At 65.7% G+C, this 19,713-nt stretch carries 20 protein-coding genes; 15 read left to right on the top strand and 5 right to left on the bottom strand.

Going from position 1 to position 19,713, the window contains the following annotated elements; translation table 11 throughout:
• Positions 1-111 precede the first annotated feature (111 nt).
• The 4 genes from AC5Y5O_RS17845 to AC5Y5O_RS17830 all read left to right on the top strand — a co-directional run bounded on the left by AC5Y5O_RS17845 (position 112) and on the right by AC5Y5O_RS17830 (position 3,892).
• Positions 112-1,077 carry a DivIVA domain-containing protein gene (locus tag AC5Y5O_RS17845; protein ID WP_096290245.1) on the top strand — a complete coding sequence of 322 codons (966 nt, stop codon included), beginning with the start codon at positions 112-114 and terminating at the stop codon, positions 1,075-1,077.
• Between the two features lie 107 nt (positions 1,078-1,184).
• Positions 1,185-2,120: an enoyl-CoA hydratase gene (locus AC5Y5O_RS17840; protein ID WP_096290244.1), complete on the top strand. Its 936-nt coding sequence runs from the start codon at positions 1,185-1,187 to the stop codon at positions 2,118-2,120.
• Between the two features lie 112 nt (positions 2,121-2,232).
• The gene (locus AC5Y5O_RS17835; RefSeq protein WP_096290243.1) at positions 2,233-3,078 is read left to right on the top strand and encodes an SDR family oxidoreductase; all 846 of its coding nucleotides are present in this window, start codon (positions 2,233-2,235) and stop codon (positions 3,076-3,078) included.
• A gap of 22 nt (positions 3,079-3,100) precedes the next feature.
• Positions 3,101-3,892 (top strand): SDR family NAD(P)-dependent oxidoreductase, encoded by a 792-nt coding sequence (locus AC5Y5O_RS17830; protein WP_096291387.1) that lies wholly within the window; start codon positions 3,101-3,103, stop codon positions 3,890-3,892.
• Between the two features lie 18 nt (positions 3,893-3,910).
• Here AC5Y5O_RS17830 and AC5Y5O_RS17825 read toward each other — a convergent pair whose 3' ends face one another.
• Positions 3,911-5,491, bottom strand: a complete 1,581-nt coding sequence (locus AC5Y5O_RS17825) for an LCP family protein (protein ID WP_096290242.1) — start codon at positions 5,489-5,491, stop codon at positions 3,911-3,913.
• A gap of 265 nt (positions 5,492-5,756) precedes the next feature.
• Between AC5Y5O_RS17825 and AC5Y5O_RS17820 the strand changes: the two genes are divergently transcribed.
• Positions 5,757-6,407, top strand: coding sequence for a hypothetical protein (locus AC5Y5O_RS17820; protein WP_096290241.1), 651 nt, complete (start codon positions 5,757-5,759; stop codon positions 6,405-6,407).
• A 16-nt stretch (positions 6,408-6,423) separates the two neighbouring features.
• Here the strand turns inward: AC5Y5O_RS17820 and AC5Y5O_RS17815 are convergent, their stop codons facing one another.
• Positions 6,424-6,699, bottom strand: a complete 276-nt coding sequence (locus AC5Y5O_RS17815) for a hypothetical protein (protein WP_207768628.1) — start codon at positions 6,697-6,699, stop codon at positions 6,424-6,426.
• A gap of 59 nt (positions 6,700-6,758) precedes the next feature.
• On the opposite strand from AC5Y5O_RS17815, the gene AC5Y5O_RS17810 reads away from it, so the two are divergent.
• The 8 genes from AC5Y5O_RS17810 to AC5Y5O_RS17775 all read left to right on the top strand — a co-directional run bounded on the left by AC5Y5O_RS17810 (position 6,759) and on the right by AC5Y5O_RS17775 (position 14,073).
• Positions 6,759-7,907: a TDT family transporter gene (locus AC5Y5O_RS17810; protein WP_500026252.1), complete on the top strand. Its 1,149-nt coding sequence runs from the start codon at positions 6,759-6,761 to the stop codon at positions 7,905-7,907.
• Between the two features lie 189 nt (positions 7,908-8,096).
• Positions 8,097-8,267, top strand: coding sequence for a hypothetical protein (locus AC5Y5O_RS17805; RefSeq protein WP_165796487.1), 171 nt, complete (start codon positions 8,097-8,099; stop codon positions 8,265-8,267).
• 24 nt (positions 8,268-8,291) lie between these two features.
• On the top strand, positions 8,292-9,167 hold the full coding sequence (locus tag AC5Y5O_RS17800; protein ID WP_096290239.1) for an alpha/beta fold hydrolase: 876 nt from the start codon (positions 8,292-8,294) through the stop codon (positions 9,165-9,167).
• Between the two features lie 127 nt (positions 9,168-9,294).
• Positions 9,295-9,939: a S1 family peptidase gene (locus AC5Y5O_RS17795; protein ID WP_165796486.1), complete on the top strand. Its 645-nt coding sequence runs from the start codon at positions 9,295-9,297 to the stop codon at positions 9,937-9,939.
• Between the two features lie 143 nt (positions 9,940-10,082).
• Positions 10,083-10,547 (top strand): lipoprotein LpqH, encoded by a 465-nt coding sequence (locus AC5Y5O_RS17790; protein ID WP_096290237.1) that lies wholly within the window; start codon positions 10,083-10,085, stop codon positions 10,545-10,547.
• 51 nt (positions 10,548-10,598) lie between these two features.
• On the top strand, positions 10,599-11,531 hold the full coding sequence (locus AC5Y5O_RS17785) for an MAP_0585 family protein (RefSeq protein ID WP_500026245.1): 933 nt from the start codon (positions 10,599-10,601) through the stop codon (positions 11,529-11,531).
• 17 nt (positions 11,532-11,548) lie between these two features.
• Positions 11,549-12,319 carry an enoyl-CoA hydratase gene (locus tag AC5Y5O_RS17780; protein ID WP_096290234.1) on the top strand — a complete coding sequence of 257 codons (771 nt, stop codon included), beginning with the start codon at positions 11,549-11,551 and terminating at the stop codon, positions 12,317-12,319.
• A 116-nt stretch (positions 12,320-12,435) separates the two neighbouring features.
• The gene (locus AC5Y5O_RS17775) at positions 12,436-14,073 is read left to right on the top strand and encodes a diflavin oxidoreductase (protein ID WP_500026242.1); all 1,638 of its coding nucleotides are present in this window, start codon (positions 12,436-12,438) and stop codon (positions 14,071-14,073) included.
• Here the strand turns inward: AC5Y5O_RS17775 and AC5Y5O_RS17770 are convergent, their stop codons facing one another.
• On the bottom strand, positions 14,074-14,679 hold the full coding sequence (locus AC5Y5O_RS17770; protein ID WP_096290233.1) for a TetR/AcrR family transcriptional regulator: 606 nt from the start codon (positions 14,677-14,679) through the stop codon (positions 14,074-14,076).
• Positions 14,680-14,750: 71 nt separating this feature from the next.
• Here AC5Y5O_RS17770 and AC5Y5O_RS17765 point away from each other — a divergent pair, with 71 nt between their 5' ends.
• Together AC5Y5O_RS17765 and AC5Y5O_RS17760 are read left to right on the top strand one after the other, a co-directional pair.
• Positions 14,751-16,166, top strand: coding sequence for an ABC1 kinase family protein (locus AC5Y5O_RS17765; protein WP_500026236.1), 1,416 nt, complete (start codon positions 14,751-14,753; stop codon positions 16,164-16,166).
• A complete protein-coding gene (locus tag AC5Y5O_RS17760; protein WP_500026232.1) occupies positions 16,153-17,379 on the top strand; it encodes a cytochrome P450 in 1,227 nt (408 codons plus the stop codon). Before AC5Y5O_RS17765 ends, AC5Y5O_RS17760 begins: the two co-directional genes overlap by 14 nt.
• Here AC5Y5O_RS17760 and AC5Y5O_RS17755 read toward each other — a convergent pair.
• Together AC5Y5O_RS17755 and AC5Y5O_RS17750 are read right to left on the bottom strand one after the other, a co-directional pair.
• Positions 17,376-18,884: a sensor histidine kinase gene (locus AC5Y5O_RS17755; protein WP_500026229.1), complete on the bottom strand. Its 1,509-nt coding sequence runs from the start codon at positions 18,882-18,884 to the stop codon at positions 17,376-17,378. The two genes, AC5Y5O_RS17760 and AC5Y5O_RS17755, sit on opposite strands and share 4 nt — an antisense overlap.
• Complete coding sequence (locus AC5Y5O_RS17750) at positions 18,881-19,612, bottom strand: response regulator transcription factor (protein ID WP_096291469.1); 732 nt, start codon at positions 19,610-19,612, stop codon at positions 18,881-18,883. The genes AC5Y5O_RS17755 and AC5Y5O_RS17750 overlap by 4 nt, the downstream gene beginning before the upstream one ends.
• Between the last annotated feature and the right edge of the window lie 101 nt (positions 19,613-19,713).

The raw sequence follows: 19,713 nt of genomic DNA, 5'->3' as shown, positions 1-19,713 counted from the left end.
CCAGTTGTTCAAAGGCAAACCAGGATGTCATCGCGACAAAGGCATTATCCTAAGCCGCAGTGCGCCGCATTTTGGCGTTGCGTTGACATCTAAGACTTCGGGAGAAGAACAATGGCTCTCACGCCGGCCGATGTTCACAATGTCGCGTTCTCCAGGGCGCGTATTGGGAAACGTGGCTACAGCGAGCAAGAAGTCGACCTGTTCATCGACCTGGTTGAGCAAGAGCTGATCCGTCACATCGAAGAGGACGCCGAGCTTCGTCACCGCAACGCCGAGCTGCGCAACCGCGACGGGGGGCTCAAGAAGCGGGAAGCCGAGCTGGCCCAGCGGGAAGCGATGCTGCACGAGCACGAATCCGAAGTCCGCCGGAAAGAAGTCGAAATCCGCAAGCACGGGGAACAAGTTCGCCACCAGGAGGCCCAGCTCGCCCACCGGGCAACGCCGCTTCCTCAGCAGGTCGCCCAGCTTCGCTATCGGGAAGCCCAGGTCGCGCAGCGCGAGGCGCAATTCGCCCAGCACGAGGCCGAAGTCGCGCAGCATGAGGCGCAGCTCGCCCAGCGGGAGTCCGAGCTTCGCCGCCGGGAAGCCGAGCTCAACCAGTGGGAGTCTGAGCTTCGTCAGCAGGAGGCCGAGTTCGAGCAGCACGAAGCGCGGCTCGCCGAGCGGGAATCGGAGATTGAACAGCACGAAGCCGAGCTGCACCATCTGTTGGAGCAGCCCCATGCGGTGGCATCCGGCGCAGAGCCGGGGGCCGCCCAGATGGCGCGGCAGCAATTGCGAGCGGTGCCGCCGGTCGCGGTCAACGGGGCCGGGCACCTCGAGGAGACGCGTGCGGTCGCGGCGGTGCACGGGCGCCATGACATGGAGCGGATGGCGATCCGGGCGGTCACCGACACGCTCGGCAACACGCTGACCGAGACGGTGCACGAGCGGACCCGCCGCAGCGAGGGCACCGTCGCCACCGACGAGGTCACCGAACTTGATCAGCTGAAGGAAGAGAACGCCGAACTGGCCCGCTCGCTGGGCTTGCTCAAATCCGCCGCCGCCCTCCTGGCCGCCGCTCTCGACCGGCCGTAGCTCGGCTGGCCGCAGCTCGACCGGTGGCGACCAACCCGACGCGGAGTTGCTTACACACTCGCCGTAATGTGTAAACAAGCGCATTCAACGACGAACGAGGTGGCGCAATGACAGTCTCCGAGCAAGCCGACGCCGCTGCGGCCAACTCCGGCGCCGACGAGCTGGTGGCCTACGAGACCCTCGACGAGGGCCGCATCGCGCGGATTTGGCTTAACCGGCCCGAGGCCCACAACGCGCAGAGCCGCGGCCTGCTGGTCCAGCTCGACGAGGCGTTCGGCCGCGCGGAGGCCGATGACACCGTGCGCGTGGTGATCTTGGCGGCACGCGGCAGGAACTTCTCCGCCGGCCACGACCTGGGCTCCGAGCAGGCGCTGGCCGAGCGTGCACCCGGGCCCGGGCAGCACCCGAGCTTCCGGTCACGCGGGGCCACCCTCGAGCCGATCATGGAGAAGCTGTACCACCAGGAATGGCACTATTTCTTCGAAAACACTTGCCGCTGGCGCGATTTGCGCAAGATCACTATTGCCCAGGTTCAGGGCAACGCGATCTCGGCGGGCCTGATGCTGATCTGGGCGTGCGATCTGATCGTCGCGGCCGACAATGCGAAGTTCAGCGATGTGGTTGCCGTGCGGCTCGGCATGCCGGGTGTCGAATACTATGCCCATCCTTGGGAATTCGGACCGCGTAAGGCTAAAGAGCTTCTGCTGACCGGTGATTCGATCGACGCCGATGAAGCACACCGACTGGGTATGGTTTCCAAGGTGTTCCCGGTCGACGAATTGGCGGAAAAGACACTGGAATTCGCGCGGCGTATCGCCGAGCGGCCCACGATGGCGTCGCTGCTGATCAAGGATTCGGTAAACGCCGCCTCCGACGCGATGGGCTATACCGAGGCGCTGCGGCACGCGTTCCACGTCCACCTGCTGGGCCACGCGCACTGGGCCGCGTTCAACGAGAACAGGTGGCCGGTCGGCCAGCCGCCGCACGTCGAGGACTGGCGTAACGCGAAGCCGACGAAGATCGCTCGCCGCGATCAGCCGTAGTAGCCGCCGCCCCAGCCGGGGCGGCCGCCTAACGAGACCCGGGGTAGCGATATTCGCCGCTGGTGCTGCATGCTTCTATAGCTAGAACCTGTTCCAGTTTGAGAGGGCCCTCGTGCAGCTATCTTTCGAAGACCGGACGTATGTGATCACCGGCGGCGGCAGTGGAATCGGTAAAGGTGTGGCCGCCGGGCTGGCCGCGGCCGGGGCTTCCGTCATGATCGTCGGCCGCAATGCCGACCGGTTGGCGGGCGCCGTCGAGGAGGTCCAGGCGCTGGCCGACAGCGCGGGCAAAGGCGGGGCGATCCGTTACGAGCCCGCCGACGTCACCAGCGAGGAGGAGGTGACCCGTGCGGTCGACGCGGCGACGGCCTGGCACGGCCGGCTCAACGGCGCGGTGCACTGCGCGGGCGGCTCGCTGACCATCGGGCCGATCACCCACACCGACTCGGAGGCTTGGCGAAACACCGTCGACCTCAACGTCAATGGGACCATGTATGTGCTCAAACACGTGTGTCGTGAATTGGTGCGTGGCGGCGGCGGCTCGTTCGTCGGAATCTCCTCGATCGCGGCCAGCAACACCCACCGATGGTTCGGACCCTACGGCGTCACCAAGTCGGCGATCGACCACATGATGATGTTGGCCGCCGACGAACTCGGGCCGTCCTGGGTGCGTGTCAACAGCATTCGCCCGGGCTTGATCCGCACGGATCTCGTTGATGCCAGCGTCATTCAGTCCCCGGAGATCAGCGGCGACTACGCGTTGTGCACGCCGCTGCCCCGGGTGGGCGAGGTCTCCGACGTCGCCAACCTGGCGCTGTTCCTGCTCAGCGACGCGGCGAACTGGATCACCGGACAGTGCATCAACGTCGACGGCGGCCACATCCTGCGCCGCGGCCCGGACTACTCCTCGATGATGGTGCAGATGTTCGGCGAGGACGCGTTGCGCGGAGTGGTCTAGCGGAGTGGTCTTGGAGAAGCAGATGAACAGACTCGAGGGCAAGCGGATCCTGGTGACAGGCGCCGCATCGGGGATCGGCCAGGCCACCGCGCTGCGGTTGCTCAGCGAGGGCGCCGGCGTGGTAGCTGCTGACATTTCGGCCGCTGGTCTCAGCAACACCCAGGCCGGCGCCGAGGAGGCAGGGACGGCGCAGCGGCTCACCACCGTGCCGATCGACGTCGGCAACGAGGACTCGGTCATCGACGGCGTCTGCTGGGCGGTCGAGCAGCTCGGCGGCCTGGATTCGCTGGTCAACGCGGCGGGCATGCTGCGGGCCTGGCATACCCACCAGACCACCCTGGACCAGTGGAACCAGATCATCGCCGTCAACCTGACCGGCACCTTCCTCGTGGTCCGCGAAGCACTGCCGGCACTACTGGCGAATTCGCGCAGCGCGATCGTGAACTTCAGCTCGACATCGGCGTCGTTCGCCCACCCCTACATGGCGGCCTACGCCGCGAGCAAGGGGGGTATCCAGGCCTTCACCCATGCGTTGGCGCTGGAGTATGCGAAAGACGGTCTGCGTGCCACGTGTGTCGCGCCGGGCAGCATCAAGTCCGGAATCACCGATGCCACCGGCGGATACATTCCGAAGGACGCTGATTGGACGCTGTTTCCCCGACTGATGCCGATCCTGCCGACCACGACGGAATCCAGCGGCGCGGGGATGGCCGGACCCGAGGCGGTGGCCGGCGTGATCGCGATGCTGGTCTCCGACGACGGAGCCTGGATCACGGGCACCGAGATCCGGATGGACGGCGGCACGCACGCCTGAAGGTGCCTGCGATCGCCGCTAGTTGACGCACGGAACGCCGCCACCGTCGATCGGCTTGCCCTGATCGGGTGTCGGATAGGTACTGGTGCCATAGCCGTAATTCCAGCTGCTCTTGCTCGACGTCGTGGTGGACGACGACGAGGACGACGACGAGTACGAGTCGTCCATCGATTCGTCCGGCGTCGGCATCGTGAAGCTGGTGTCGACGGTCACCCGGACGTGTCCGGGTTCGACGCCGGCGTCGGGCTGCTTGGGGGCGTCCAGGCTGAGCAGGTTCGCCAGGTTCTGCGCATCGGCCTCGGCGCCGGCGCCGTACTGGATGGATGTCTTGCTCGGATCGAACCAGTTGCGGTCGCGGATTGTGCCCGCGGTGTAGCCGTACTTCTTCAGTGTGCGCGACACCTGGCTGGCGAGACCGCTTGTGCTGCTTGCGTTGACCACGTCGACGATGGTCGACGGATTGGGCTTGGCGGCGGTCGTCGGGGACGAGCTCGTCGGGCTGTCGCCGCCGATCGCCGAGGCGACCTCGGCTTTGATCGCCACTGGGTCGACGATGTTCACGTCCTGCCCGCCGATGTTGTCGTACCGGACCACCGGCAGCGTCCGGAATACCACCTGGTTCGCCGCTGCGCTGCCGGCGATTTCGCCGATGCGGCGGAACATGTCCTCGTCCCAGCCGGCCGACAGCACGACGTCTTTGCGGGCCACGGCCATCAAACTCTTCATCTTGTCCAGGTTGGTGAAGGTGCCGGAATCCTGTAGCTCTCGCATGACCGACGAGATGAAGGCTTGCTGGCGGTGGGTACGGTCCAGGTCGCCGTTGTCCAGCCCATGACGTTGCCGGACGAAGGCCAGCGCCTCGGAGGCATCCAGCCGTTGCGGCCCGGCGGGGAAGTCGGCGCCGGAGTAGGAGTCGTAGACGGCGTGGTTGAGGCAGACGTTCACGCCGCCCAAGCTCTGCGCCAGATCGTAGAAGCCGGCCAGGTTGACCTCGGCGAAGTAGTCGATCGGAACTCCGGTCAGGTTGCGTACCGCGCGCAATGTCGCTGCCCGGGCGGCTTCGCGGCCCTTGGTCTCCAGCTCCTTCTGGCTGCTCAGCCCCTGGTTGAGCAGCTTTTGAGCGACGTACTGCTTGGTGAGGCCGTACGCCTCCTTGATCTTGATGTGGTTGTACCCGGGCACGCCGTTGAACGGCACCCAGTCGTCGCGGGGGATCGAGAAGGCGACCACCTTGTTATCGGAGCTGACGTGCACGAGGATCAGCGTGTTGGTGTTGTAGCCGCCGTCATCTGAATCGCCCGCGTGCAGCTGCTTGAGGATCGAATTGGGAAGGTCGTTGCCGTCCTGGTCTTTTCGCGAATCCAGTCCGATCAGCAGGATGTTCATATTGTCGCCGCTGGATCGCGGATCGTCGGGACTCAGCGCCTGGGAAACGGTGATGCCACCCAACGCCCCGTGTGCCACGTAGTAGCCGGCGCCGGTCATCAGCACCGCCGCGGTGGACACCAGCGTCATGAACGCCCGCGTCACCCCTCTGCGCAGAGGCGACGGTTGGCGAACCGCCCGATGGCGGCGATGTGCACCGCCGGAGCGTGCCATCAGAGATCTTGACCCTTCACCCGGACACCACCGGATACCGCATCTGCGGTTTGCGGTGATGAGGCGAAAAGCATGAGGTCAAGTATGCGGTAGCTTGCTGTGAAGCCCCCAATTTTGATCGCGCCCGGCGGCCCACTGTGGTCCTTCTCACGCCCGCGAAACGCCCAACTCGCCGATGGCGATCTTCGCGCTACCAGCATGTTTTGGCTAGGATGCCCCGAGCCTAGGGTTCGTAACCGTCGCGGACCGGTCTCGGGAGGAAAACATGGCCGACGAGATCGATGCCGACTCGTCACCGGACGGAAACCACCACACGGGCAAGGTCGATGCCGAGGCGCCGGACCGCGGCTTACGGCAGTTCTGGCAGAAGGTCCCACCGGGTCTGCGGACGGTGCTACCCCTGGCTTTGCTGGTGTCCGTCGTGATCGTCGGCTTCTACAACTGGGTGCGGCCTTCGCGGGACGATTGGTCGCATCTGCCGGACCGGCTTGTCTGCCAGATGCAGTCGGTGACCAGACCACCACCCGCGCTCGTCGTGGACTCGGTCGGTGTGAGCCATCCCCGCGCCGACGTTCTGCGACTCGTGGTGCACTTTGCCCAACCACTGCCGGCGGCGCCGAGCTATCAATTGACCTACCGCCTCGCCAACAACGGCACCCCGTTCGCCGTGCTGACCCAGCGACCCGGCAGCGACGACTTGGCGATCAGCAACACCCGATCCGACGGTTCCGACATCCGAACGGATCTTGGCACGCACGCCAGAAGGACGGCACCTGACACCGTCGAGATGACACTGAATCTACCGAAATTCGGTATCCAGAAGGACTTCGTGAGCCCGACGCTCGCGGTTTCGTCGCAGCTCGACGCGCGCGGCGGCGAACCGATGGCTTACGCGTTGCAGGTTTGCCACGGATAGCGAAAGCTGTTGCGGCTCAAGGTTGGCGAACTTTTTCGAGGTCCTCGCCGGAACGGTAGAACACCCGGATATTGGACCCGGTCACCATTTCTGCCAGGTATACGCCGACCGGTTCAACTTCGTAGTAATGGTGAACGTAGCCACGTTTGTCCAACGTGGTGGCACAGGTCAGGCCCGGCGCCCCGCACCGTTGCTTGGTGGGCAACGCGAGTACACCGATGACCAGCATGACGATGATTCCGATCAAGATTGGAGCCTTGTTCACGGTGTGCCTCGTTTGCACGGAATACATCACCCGATGGAGTGTAAGCGCAACATCGCCCGATCCCGGGGAAGTAGGGTCTGTCAGCTATGACGAGTGCAACCTCTGACAACCCACCGCCGTCGCCCGCCCGGGTCGAGGTACTCGGCAATATCGGTCCCAATTGGTTTGCCTCGGTAATGGGGACGGGGATCGTCGCTATCGGCGGTGCCACGCTGCCGTTTCACGTCGTGGGTCTGCGGGCCTTCGCGGAAGTGGTGTGGGTGATCGCCGCCCTGCTGCTGGTGGTGCTCATCGTCTTGGTTGGCGGTCACTGGTTGCTGCATCCGACCGTGGCGCGCGGGCACGCCCGCAATCCGCAGATGGCGCATTTCTACGGCGCCGCGCCGATGGCGCTGATGACGGTCGGCGGGGGAGCGATGGTGGTCGGCCGGGACCTGATCGGGGAGCGCATCGCCGTCGACCTGGACTGGGTGCTGTGGACCGCGGGGACCCTCGGCGGGCTGTTCACCGCGGTCACCATTCCGTTTCTGATGTTCACCCAGCACGATGTCGAGCCCGACGCGGCGTTCGGCGGCTGGTTGATGCCGGTGGTTCCGCCGATGGTGACCGCGGCGATGGGGGCGTTGTTGCTGCCGCACATGGCCGCGGGCACCGGCCGTCAAACCATGCTCTATTTCTGCTATGCGATGTTCGGGCTGTCGCTGCTGGCCTCGTTCAACATCATCGCGATGATCTGGAGCCGGCTGGTCCTGTACGGCACCTCAGGCACCGCGCGGGTGCCGACGTTGTGGATCGTGTTGGGTCCGCTCGGCCAATCCATCACGGCGGCAGGGCTTCTCGGAGGTGTCGCGGGGTTGGCCGTCGAGCATGACGTTGCCGAGGACCTGAATGTGTTCGCGATTCTGTATGGGGTTCCGGTGTGGGGCTTCGCGGTGCTGTGGATCGCGCTGGCCACCTCGCTCACCGTGCGTACCCTGCGACGCGGAATGCCGTTCGCCCTGACGTGGTGGAGCCTGACCTTCCCGGTCGGCACTTTCGTGACCGGGACGTCGCAGCTTGCGGCTCACACGCACCTGCCGGCCTTCAAGGTGGCCGCCGCCATCGCCTACGCCGGCCTGCTCTTCACCTGGCTGTTGGTCGCGATCCGCACCGCCCGGGGCAGCCTGCGCGGCAACCTGTTCAAGCTGCCGCCGAGCGCTGCGCCGGTCAAGGCCCACAAGGAACAGGTGTCTTGAATGCCGATCTGCGGCTGCGGCATCCGCGCGATGCCACGCTGAACGACGTATTGCGCATCTGCCGACGGCGCGTGAGCGCGCACCGTTTTGATACACCCGCCCGGCGGGTAGGCAACGTTGAACCGGCTCGGGGTGAACATGTCGGATCCGCCGGCAGAAACTCGGCTCATCGAGAAATGGAGGACACCCATGCGCGCTGAAGAAGGCGACGAATCAGTCGACGACTATGCCCGGGAAGGCAAGCAGACGCACGACCGGATCAAGGATGCGCAGCGAGCGGGAAGCCCGTTGGGACGGATCGCACAGCGGGTCGCCAAGTTCTTTCGCGGCGAACACGATTCCCCGGCCGGCAACGACTGATTGGGGTCGTCTTACGATCTCTTGATGACGACGGCTCCTGAACAGTTCTCCACCTCAGGGATAGGTGGCGTTCGCATCGTCGCCGATCGCCAGGGCAACCCCCTTTCGCGGGCCGTAGTTTTCTTGCACGGCGGAGGCCAGACCCGGCGCTCCTGGGGCCGTGCGGCTGCCGCGGTCGCCAAGCGTGGCTGGCAGGCGGTCACGATCGATCTGCGGGGCCACGGCGAGTCCGACTGGTCCAGCGAAGGTGACTACCGCGTCGTCAGCTTTGCCGCCGACGTCCAAGAGGTGCTGCGGGGGCTGCCGCCGAAACCCGTATTGGTAGGCGCCTCTCTCGGCGGCTTCACCTCAATGCTGCTGGCCGGGGAGATCTCGCCCGGCATCGCCAGCGCCGTCGTTCTCGTCGACATCGTTCCCAACATGGAGCAATCCGGGGCGAATCGGATCCACAACTTCATGTCCGACCGGGTGGAATCCGGGTTCGCCTCATTGGAAGAAGTCGCCGACGCGATCGCCGAATACAACCCTCACCGCCCGAGGCCGACGGACCTCGAGGGGCTGACCACCAACCTGCGCCGTCGTGGGGATCGTTGGTATTGGCATTGGGATCCCCAATTCATCAGTGGCACTGCGGCTTTCCCGCCCTTCGAGGTCACTGACGCCGATCGCATGCACACCGCCGTAGAGGCGATCCTGAGCAGCGGCGTGCCCATGCTGCTGGTTCGTGGCCAGGTCAGCGACCTGGTCAGCCAGGAGCGGGCCGACGAATTTCTCGCGCGCTTTCCCGAGGTCGAATTCACCGATGTGCACGGCGCGGGACACATGGTCGCCGGCGATCGCAACGACGTTTTCGCCGGTGCCGTCCTGGATTTCCTGTCTCGCCACGTCGACGCCGGATAACGTCGCGGCTTTTGCCGGCTGCACGTCGATGGGCCAGCGCGAATACCTGATTGGGGCGTCGCCGCTCTCTGACCAGGAACAAGCCGTATCGGGCTGGTAGCATCCTGGCCCGACAAAGGAGAGCGGCGTGGGTACAGCGCGGTTGCGGGGGTTGGGTTTGTTCGCTGCCATGGTTATGGCGGCGACGGTGTTCGCGAATCCGGCCGCGGCCGAGGAGCCGCCGACGCCGGGTGTGCAGCTCGAGGATGAAAGCAGCAGGTGCACAGCAGGTTTCGCTGCGCAAGGCAATGACGGCAGCTACTACTTGCTGACCAGCGGTCACTGCGACGCACACGACGGCTCGGTATGGACCTACGGCCCGAGTATCCCGCTCGGGGCGATCACCGTCAGCGAGAAGGAAGGCGACAAGCGCGACGCCGCCATCATCCGCCTCAACCCGGCTGTGGGTGTGCCGACCGGTGGTGTCGGCGGACTGACTATCCGAGATGTGTTGAGCAGCAACCAACTTAAGCTGGGTACGCCGTTCTGCAAGTTGGGTGCCGTCACCGGAGAGACCTGTGGGACCATCACCCAGGTCGACGGCGATGTGGTCGAAGCCAGCGTGTACAGCCTGGGTGGCGACAGCGGTAGTCCAGGCTACGTCAAGAACGACGACGGGACCGTAAGTGCGGTGGGTATCTTGATGTCCTCACCGGATGGTGACGACAACACCACATACTTCACCTTGGTGCAGCCGCTTTTGGGCAAGTGGGGAATTCGCATTCTGCCCTGACGAGGACCGGGTTTCGACGTGTTCGGTATTGGGTACTAGCCGGTCCGGCAGCTTGCGTACGGACCCGCGCCGCCCGGTAGGGTCCCTAGGTGCTGACAGAGGCGAACGTGGTTAGCGGCACCAGTAACACAAGGGAGTGGTCGGTGAAACGTGAGATCGTGATCGGCGCGGCCGGCGTGGCCATGGTGGTCGCAGGCTGTGTCGGCTGTTCAAGCAACAAGTCCAACACCGGCGCATCGAGTTCGGCGGCGGCACCGGCCGGCCCCCAGGTCATCGTGGACGGCCAGAAGCAGAACGTCACCGGGCAGGTCACCTGCACGCCGGCCGGCGACAACATCAACATCGGTATCGGTGATGCCTCCGCCGGCGTGGGTGCGGTCATCAGCAACGCCAACCCGCCCCTCGTCCATGCGGTCGGGTTGGGCAACGTCAACGGCATCGCGTTCGGCTATTCCGATGCCGCCCCGAACCAGGCCAGCAATGCCGGGGCCGCCGTGGACGGCAAGTACTACGCGATCAAGGGCACTGCGACCGGTACCGATATGACCAATCCGGACCAGCCGCAGACGTTGACCAAGCCTTTTGAGATGGACGTGACCTGCCCGTAGCGCGGGCCAACGAGACATCATCGGGGCCGACGGCCCAGAGGGGACGCAGCTATGTCGAAGAAGCGTGTCAGCGCGGTGGCGCTCGCGGCGGGACTCAGCATCTCGGCGTTGAACCCGGGATTCGCGAGTGCCTTCCCGCTCGACCCACCGGCGTGCCCGAATGGCAGTTGCCACGGCGGGCCCGGCGGACCGCGCCCGCAGGCGCCGGAAACCACCGCCCCGCCGGCCACCACAGCCGCACCCGCGACCACTGCCGCGCCCGCGACTACGGCCGCTCCCCAGACGACCGCAGCGCCGCAGACCACGGCCGCGCCGCAGACCACTGAGCAGCCGAGTCCGCAAACCACCGCGCCGCAAACCAGTGCGAGCGCGCCAAGCACGACCGCACCGGCCACGCAGACCACGACTCCGCCGGCCAGCCAAACGACCACGCCGGCCCAACAGACCACGACTCCGCCGGCCAGCCAAACCACGACGCCGGCCGAGCAAACCACCACAGCGCCGAGCGCACAAACCACGACGCCGGCGGGCAGCCAAACCACCTCGCCATCCGGGCAGCGGCCCACTCGGACCGTAGTTGCGCCGAGCACCCAGCCGCCGCACGAGCCGTATCAGCCTCGTGGCACCTACCTGACGGCCAGCGCCGAGGTCGGCGGACCGATGGACTCATCGGTTGGCTTCAGCATTGTCGGCCACGGGGCACCGCCTCCACCGCCGCCGCGCGGCTGGGGCTGGAACGACGGCCCGCCGCCGGGTCACCCGCCGCCACACTGGTACGGCCCGCCGCCTCCGGGTGGCTGGAACGGCCCGCCGCCCCCGGGTGGCTGGAACCGTCCGTGGGTCGGCCCCCCGCGTGACGTGGTGTATGCGCGCAGCAACTTCTCGCCGTTCGCCTACAACACCTTTACCGTCGTACCGGTCTTCAACTGGCAGTTCGGCGGTTGGGGTTACTGGTTCTTCGGTGTCTGGGTCCCGCTTTACTGAGCACCGAAAATCCTTAGTTGGAGCGACGATTCGTCAGGCTGGGCCGCGATCGCGGCCTGGTCACCGTCGAACTGATCAACTCCAAGACGCTCAATATCTTGGGTAGCGGGGCCATCGAGGAACTGTCCCAGGCGTTCCGCGAGATCGGCGGTGACACCGGCGTCCGCGTCGTGGTGCTGCGCGGCGCGGGTGAGCAGGCATTCATCGGGGGCGCCGACATCAACGAGATGGTCGAGTTGGACCGCGCCACCGGCGAGGTTTTCATCCGCCGGCTCGCGGGCTTGTGCGAAGCGATTCGGCAATGCCCGGTACCCGTCATCGCCAGGCTCGCGGGCTGGTGCCTGGGCGGTGGGCTGGAGGTCGCGATCTCATGCGATCTGCGGATCGCGGAGTCGGGGGCCAAATTCGGCATGCCCGAAGTGGCTGTCGGCATCCCGTCGGTCATCCATTCGGCGATGCTGCCCGCGCTGATCGGAGCATCTCATGCGGGCTGGCTGTTGCTGACCGGCGAGACGATCGACGCCGCGACGGCGCTCGGGTGGGGACTCGTCCACGAGGTGGTCGCCGCCGACGAGCTCGACCACCGCATCGCCGAACTCACCACCAAACTCAGCAAGTTCGGCACGTCCGCGGTCCGCCAGCAAAAGCGCCTGCTCAACAAGTGGTTCGATATGACCCTGCACGGGGCGATCGAAGACAGCGTCGAGCAGTTCGGTCTGGCCTTTCTGACAGGTGAGCCCCAGCAGCACATGCGGGCATTCCTCTCCCGCAAGCGCGACAACAGCTAGCCCTGCCGGTCACCGGCCGCGAGTGGGTCGGGTTGTTGCGACTCTCGCGATCCAAAACTAAGGTAAGCCTAAGCTTATGAAACGTTGAGTGTCGTGCGACGACAATGGGAGCGATCATGACTTCTCGACCAGAATTCTCGCTGATTGTCGGCTACGGCAGCGACATGGGCAATGCCGAGGATGCCGCCCTGACGTTCGCCGAAGCGGTCGAAGAATCTCTCGCCGTCAGCACCGCCGCCATCGAGCTGAACCAGATCGAGCCGACCGACCTGCAATCGGCGACCCACTTCGTCGTCGTGTGCTCGACGTGGGGGGAGGGCGAGTTCCCGGACAATGCCTCTTTGTTCTGGGAGGCGATCAGTGCCGAGGGCGCGCAGCGGCTGGAGCATTTGCGGTTCGCGGTGCTTGCCCTGGGCGACACCGGATATGAGCAGTTCTGCAACGCCGGGCGGCTACTCGATGAGCGACTGGAAACCCTGGGCGCAATCCGTTTGATGGACCGCGTCGACGTCGACGGCGTCTATGTGCAGGCGGCCCGGGCGTGGACGGATGATCTCGTCAAGCTGCTACTGGCCGATCGCACCGATCCTGTGGCCGCGATTGCCGTCGGTGTGCCGGACCCTCGCCCGTCCGACCATGCCGAACAAGCACGGCGCGATCGCAGCCATCCCCTCCTCGATGCGCGCGTTGTGGTCAACCGACGGCTGACCACCGCCCGATCCGACAAAGAGGTCCGCCACTATGAGGTGGACCTCCTCGGTTCGGGAATCGATTACCACGCGGGCGATTCCATCGCGGTCCATGCCAGCAACGATCCGATCCTCGTCGAAGCGATCCTGAGCGAGCTGGGCGTCGGCCCCGAGGACGCCGTCGTCGGCTATGACGAGGTGCTCGGCGAGCTGCTCACCGAGCACCTCGAGATACGGACACCGTCGCGAGCGCTGCAGACGTTGGTCGCCGCCCGCCTTCACGACGCCGCCGCGAACGCGCTGAGTGCCGAAGCCGTTGCGGGGCAAGGTTCTTGGTGGTACGGCAAGGATGTTCTCGACCTGATCCGGCTGGGCGAACTGACTGTCGACGAAGTCGTCGACACCCTGCGTCCACTGCAGTCGCGTGATTATTCGATCGCGTCGAGTCCACTGGTACATCCCGACCGCGTACACCTGACGGTGGCGACCGTCCGCTATACGCTCGGCGATCGCCGGCACGGCGGCGTCGCGTCGACGTTCCTGGCGGAGCGCGCCGACACCGTACGCGTACACCTGCGGCCCAACCACTCGTTCCGCTTGCCCGCGGCCGACGTGCCCATCATCATGATCGGCCCGGGCACCGGCATCGCGCCGTTCCGTGGCTTCCTGCAAGAGCGCCAGGCCCTCGGCGCGTCCGGGCGAGCATGGTTGTTCTTCGGAGACCGGCGGCGGCACTGCGATTTCCTCTACGGCGACGAGCTCGGTGCCTTCCTCCGGTCGGGTACGCTGACCCGGCTCGACTTGGCGTTCTCCCGTGACGGAGCTTCCGGCGAATCGAAACAGTATGTGCAGCAACGTATGTCGGAGAATGCCGCGGACATCTTCGGGTGGTTGCAGGACGGCGCGTATGTCTACGTGTGCGGCGACGCCGACCGAATGGCCAAGGATGTCGACGAGGCATTACGGGCAATAGTGGGCAGCTGCGGCGGGATGAGCGACGGCGCCGCGCACGCGTACGTCAACGACCTCATAAAGAGCCACCGCTACCTGCGCGATGTCTACTGACTAGCTGCCGTTGACCTGCCGTATCCGGGCGCCCAGGAGCTCGGTCCACTCGGCGAGGTAGTGATCGTCGGCAACTCGCGACTCCGGTTGATGAAACAGGGTGGTAGCAAAGCGAGCGCCGAGGATGCCGTTGACACCGAGCGCAGCCAAAACCGTGGCCTGTTGTTGTGTCATTGCGGGTGCCCAGACCCTAATCCACTCTCCCAGTTCCGTATTGAGCGTGTCGACCAGCGCGGCGTATGCGGTATCGAGGCGGGCGGAGCGACCCGCCGAGGTGCGAGCGGCGATCTGTATCAGCTCGATTTCGTCGTCGACAACCGACAGTAGGTACCTGCCCAGGACGGTCAACTCGGCGTGCATGTCGCCGAGGCCGGCGAAGAGATTGCGAATGTCACGCATGGCACGGCGGCGGTCCAGCTGGCGGTCGATACCGGCGTTCAGCAGCTCTTCTTTGGATTTGAAGTGGTGATACAAGGCTCCCGAGCCGGCTGCCAATCCGGCGGCGGCCTCGATCTGGGAGACGCTGGTCGCGTCGAATCCCTTGGCGCTGAAAAGCCGCATCGCCTCGTCGACCAGCCGGTCGCGTGTTGACGCGGGTGTCGTCATTGACCCCTCCAAAGTGATCACTTACTCTTTTACAAGGTAGCACTTAATGGGCGCGGTTGGTGAGAGGCCAGATGCCGGATCAGGATAGTCCGCTGCCGCAGGGCCGGATCCGCCGCACCATGCCGTTGGTGGGCTTCACCGCGAGGGCGGCGGGGGGCCGACTCGTCGCGGGACTGCGCCAACGAGCGGGCGAAGAGGACGCCGTCGAGCGCTTTCACGAACGCACAGCCGACCGCTATACCGAACTGCTCGGGCACTCCAAGGGTGTGCTGATGAAGCTCGGCCAGATCATGTCGATGATCGACAGTCGTGCGGTGGGCACCGGCGGGTTCTGGCCTTATCAGAAAGCCATGAGCCGCCTGCAGGCCGACGCTCCGCCAATGCATCCGGAGCTGGTTAGAGAAGTCCTCGATGCCGAACTCGGTTCGGCCGTAGCGCAATTCGCCGAGTTCACCGACGAGCCGTTGGCCGCCGCGTCGATCGGTCAGGTGCACCGCGCCACCCTGCGCGACGGTCGCGCGGTTGCCGTCAAGATCCAGTACCCCGGTGTGGGCAAGGCAATCCGAGATGATCTGGCCAATACGGAGTTGTTGACCACGTTTCTGCGTTTCATGACCTCGGCATCGGGAATGAAGCCGGACTTTCAGTCGGTGGCCCGCGAGGCCGCGGCTCGGATCTCCGAAGAGGTCGATTACCGGCATGAGGCGGCGATGATCACCGCGTTCAGCGACCTCTACCGGGGCCACCCGTTCATTCGGGTGCCCGAGGTCATCCCGGAGGCGTCCGGCGATCGGGTGTTGACGATGAGTTACCTCGACGGGATGAACTTTGCGCGGGCAAAAGAGGCCGATCAGGATCTGAAAAATGTGTGGAGCGAGGCGATCCTGCGTTTCAGTCAAAGCAATTTCCGGCACGCGAACCTGCTGCACGCCGACCCTCATCCCGGCAATTACCTATTCAACGACGACGGCACCGTGGGATTCGTGGACTTCGGTTGCGTGAAGATCCTGCCCGAACCGCAACGGTGGCGATTGGTCGCGATGCACTGGGCCGTGATCGACGGACGCAAACACGACTACCGCGACCTGATGGTGCAGGCGGGGTTCCTCACTGCCGATTCCGACCTGACCGCCGACGAGCTGTACCGGTGGCAATCGGAGATGCTCTACGAGTTCATCGGTGCACCGCAGCCGGTCACCTACACGCCCGAAACGACCGCACGCACCATCCAGGGGTTGTTCGACCTTCGTGTTCCCGACCATCCGATGGCCCGCATGAACGCGCCCGAAGACTTTGTGTTCGCGGGACGCGTCCAGCTCGCCGTCGGCAGCCTGTTTGATGGCCTCCGCGCGACCACACCGGCCCGGGCCATCATCGACGACATGGACGGTGTGGCCAAGCCGACCACCGAGCTGGGCAAGCTGCATCATGCCTGGGTCCGCAAGCGCCGTCTCCCGTCGGCATTGGACCACCATGACCGTCCCTGAAATCCCTGAAATCCCTGAAATCCCTGACATACCTGAGAACCCGGCGATCACGCGGTTGCCCTGGGACGCCGCGGACCCCTTCGCCTACTACGAGTACCGACGACGCTCGGAGGGCGACGTGGTCTGGGAACAGGGGATGGGGGCGTGGCTGGTCCTCGGCTATCAGCCCGTGCAACAGATTCTCGGGGGTGCCGGGTGGACGAGTAGCCCGCTCGCGAACGCCCGCGCCCGGGAGGCCCTTCGGGCTGTCGATCGAGACATGTTGCGCCGCAACATCTTGTTCAGCGACGGCGTCGACCATCAACGGCTGCGTGATTCGGTTCGAGACTTTTTTACCCCGTCCTTTGTCTCCGGTCTGAACGAAGGCATCGAAGCGATTGCCACGGAAACGATCGACCGCATCCCGGCCGGAGTCGACTTCGACTTCATGACCGAAATCGCAGCGCCGCTACCGATCGCGGTCGTCGCAGCCTGGATGGGCCTCGACGTCGACACGGCACGGTTGTTCGGCGACGAATGTCCAGCCATCAGCCGCATGATCAACGACGTCGCGGACACCGAGGCCGTCGAAGCCGGAACAGCCGCATTCGCGGCACTGGTCGCCGAGTTGCTTCCGCTGGCGGCGGACCGCCGCACCCACCGCCGCGACGACCTGCTCGGCTATATTGCTGCGGACCCAAACCTCGAACTCGACGACGTGGTCACCACGGCGGCGATCATCGCGGCCGCCGGGATTGAAACGACGGCAAATCTGTTGGGCGCAGCCATGATTCGGCTGCTAAAGCCCAGGCCCAACCGTATTCGCCTCATAGACGCCATCGACGTGGTCGACGATCGAATTGTCAGCGAGCTACTGCGCCTGGACGGACCCGTCCAGGCCGTGGCGCGCACGGCCACGCTCGACCAGATCGTGGGCGGTGTTGCCATCCACGCCGGGGAGCCGGTCATCGCCGTGATCGGCGCCGCCAATCGCGATCCGGAGGTTTTCAACTGGCCTACCAGGCTCCAGGCGGACCGCTGCGGACCAGCGCCGCTGACGTTCGGCTACGGATCGCACTACTGTCTGGGCGCAGCGCTCGCCCGCCTCGAAATTGCTGTGGCCCTGCAACACATCCTGGCCCGCCGCCCGGCGCTTCGTGATGACCCGATATGGCGGACCACTCCCGCGATTCGCGGTCCCCTGCGCGTGTCGATGGCCTTCGAGGAAGGTTAAAGGTGGCCACCAGCTTGCCGCGGCGCGACCGGGCGTAGCGGCAGGAGGAGCCGAAAGCGTGCCCCGCTGTCGGTCGGCAGGCAGGTCAGCTCCCCCTGGTGGGCGCGCGCCAGTGCGCGGGCGATGGGCAGGCCGAGCCCGGCGCCGCCGTGGTCACGATGGCGCGAAGAGTCAAGTCGGACAAGGCGATCGAAGATTCTTTCGCGGTCGGCGTCCGGGATTCCCGGTCCCGAGTCGGTGACCGTCAACTCGGCACAGCGCAATCCCGAATGATCGGCCGCGCGCACGTCGAGCACGATGTGGCCACCGGCCGGAGTGTGCCGGCGGGCGTTGTCGGCGAGATTCGACACGATCTGGGTGACCCGGGTGCGGTCGGCGTGAATGGGTGCGGTGGGGTCACCGGTACGGCTCACGGTCAGATCGGGGGAAAGCACCGCCGCGCGTTCGCGTTCGGCTTCGGCGATGGCGACGAGGTCGGTGTCGGCGAGCTCCAGGGTCAGGCCCGCGTCGATGCGGCTCAGGTCGAGCATGTCGGCGACCAGCCGACCGGCCCGCCGGGATTCGTTGAGTAACAGTGTCGCGCGGCGGTATTGGCGGTTGGCTGACGCGTCGTCCTCCGCCTGCACAGTGGCGCCCAAGATCTGCTCGGCGGTGGTCCGGATACCGGTGATCGGAGTGCGCAGTTCATGGGCCGCGTCGGCCAAGAACCGACGAGTGCGCTGTTCGGAAGCTTCCAACGCGTCCAACATGCTGTCGAATGCGGCTGCTGCCCGGCCTAATTCGGTGTTGGCGCGATCCGGCCGCAGTCGTTGTCCCCGATCACCGGTGGTGATGGATCGGGCGAGCGTGGTGAGTCGGTCCAACGGCCGCAGGGCGGTGCGGGTGACAACGATCAGCAAGAGACCGGCCACTACAAGGGTGATCACGCCACCGGCGATCATCACTTCACGCAACCGCCGAATCAGCGCGGTGGTTTGGGTGGTGTCTGCTACCAGGATCACCCGCCCGCCCGATGCCAACGGGTGCACGACGACCGTCGCTGTGGCGTCCGGCGGTGGTGCGGCGGGCGGCGGGAACGGGAAGACCGCGGGTGGCGGCGGTGGAGGACCCCATCCGGGCGGCGGTGGCGGGAGTTGCCAGCCCGGTGGTGGCGGTGGCAGCGGAGGGGGGACCGTGGGGCCGTCGACCGTGTCGGGGGCGATGGTGGGGTCGCCGTAGCTGCTTCCGTCGGCTGCCACCAGCAACACGCGGATCCCGCCGCCGCTGAGTTGCGCCACCAGCTGCTCGGGCGGGGTGCTCCCAGCGGCCAGCGCGTCGGCGCGCGCAGCTGTGGCCATCAGCCGGTCGTGCAGATCACGGTGGGCCTGGATGCCCACCAGCGCATCGATCGTCACGCCCAGCACCACCAGGAGCACCGTGAGCAAGCCGAGGACGAGCACGGCAACCCGTCGGCGCAACGACGGGGTTGGGGTCCGCGGCACCGCCGGGGCGGAGTCGTCGTTCATGGCCGTGCTGGTTGCAGGCGATAACCGATGCCCCGCACGGTATGCAGGATGCGCGGTCCATGGGCTTCCAATTTCCGGCGCAGCCCGCTGACGTGAACATGCACCAGATTGGCGTCGTAAGCGTCATAGCCCCACAGCGCGGTCAGGATCTGCCCGGTGCTGACGATGCGCCCGCGTTGCTCCACCAGGAAGCCGAGCAGCCGCAGTTCGGTCCCCGTGAGGTCCAGCGCGGTTTCCGCGCGCGTGGCCACCGCCGCGTCGAGGTCCAACGTCAGGTCGCCACACTGGACGACCGCCGGAAGCCGGCCCCGCCGGCGTAGTACCGCGCCCACCCGGGAGATCAACTCGGCCAGTTCGAAGGGTTTGACGACGTAATCGTCGGCGCCGCCGTCGAGACCGCGCAACCGGTCGGGCAATCCGTCGCGTGCGGTGAGCAACACGATCCCGGTCTGGCCCCAATCGCGAATGACGTCGATCAACTCGAAGCCGTCCCGCCCCGGCATCATCACGTCCAGCACCACCAGGTCGGGCCGAAAGCCGTCGAGCACGTCTTCCAGCCCTGCGCCATCGGGCCGCATCGCGGTGAAATACCCGGCATCGGTCAACGCCTCGCCCACCATTTCGCGGATCGCCTCCGAGTCTTCGACGACCAGTACTCGGGCTGCGGTGCCGGAGCGGGGCCGGCCGGCCGGCTGCGGCGCTCGATCGGAGTCGAAGCGATGGCTCATCTCTTCATTCTCAACAGGTTTCTGAAACCAACGTGAAGAAATCACACCCCGGGTCGATGTCTTCAGGTTGGGACCAGATTCGCTTCCTAGCGTCGCCGGCA

The organism is Mycobacterium sp. NGS40 (genome assembly GCF_059812735.1).
Note: the sequence above shows the minus strand (reverse complement) of the source record. Positions and strands in the feature narration are given on the sequence as shown.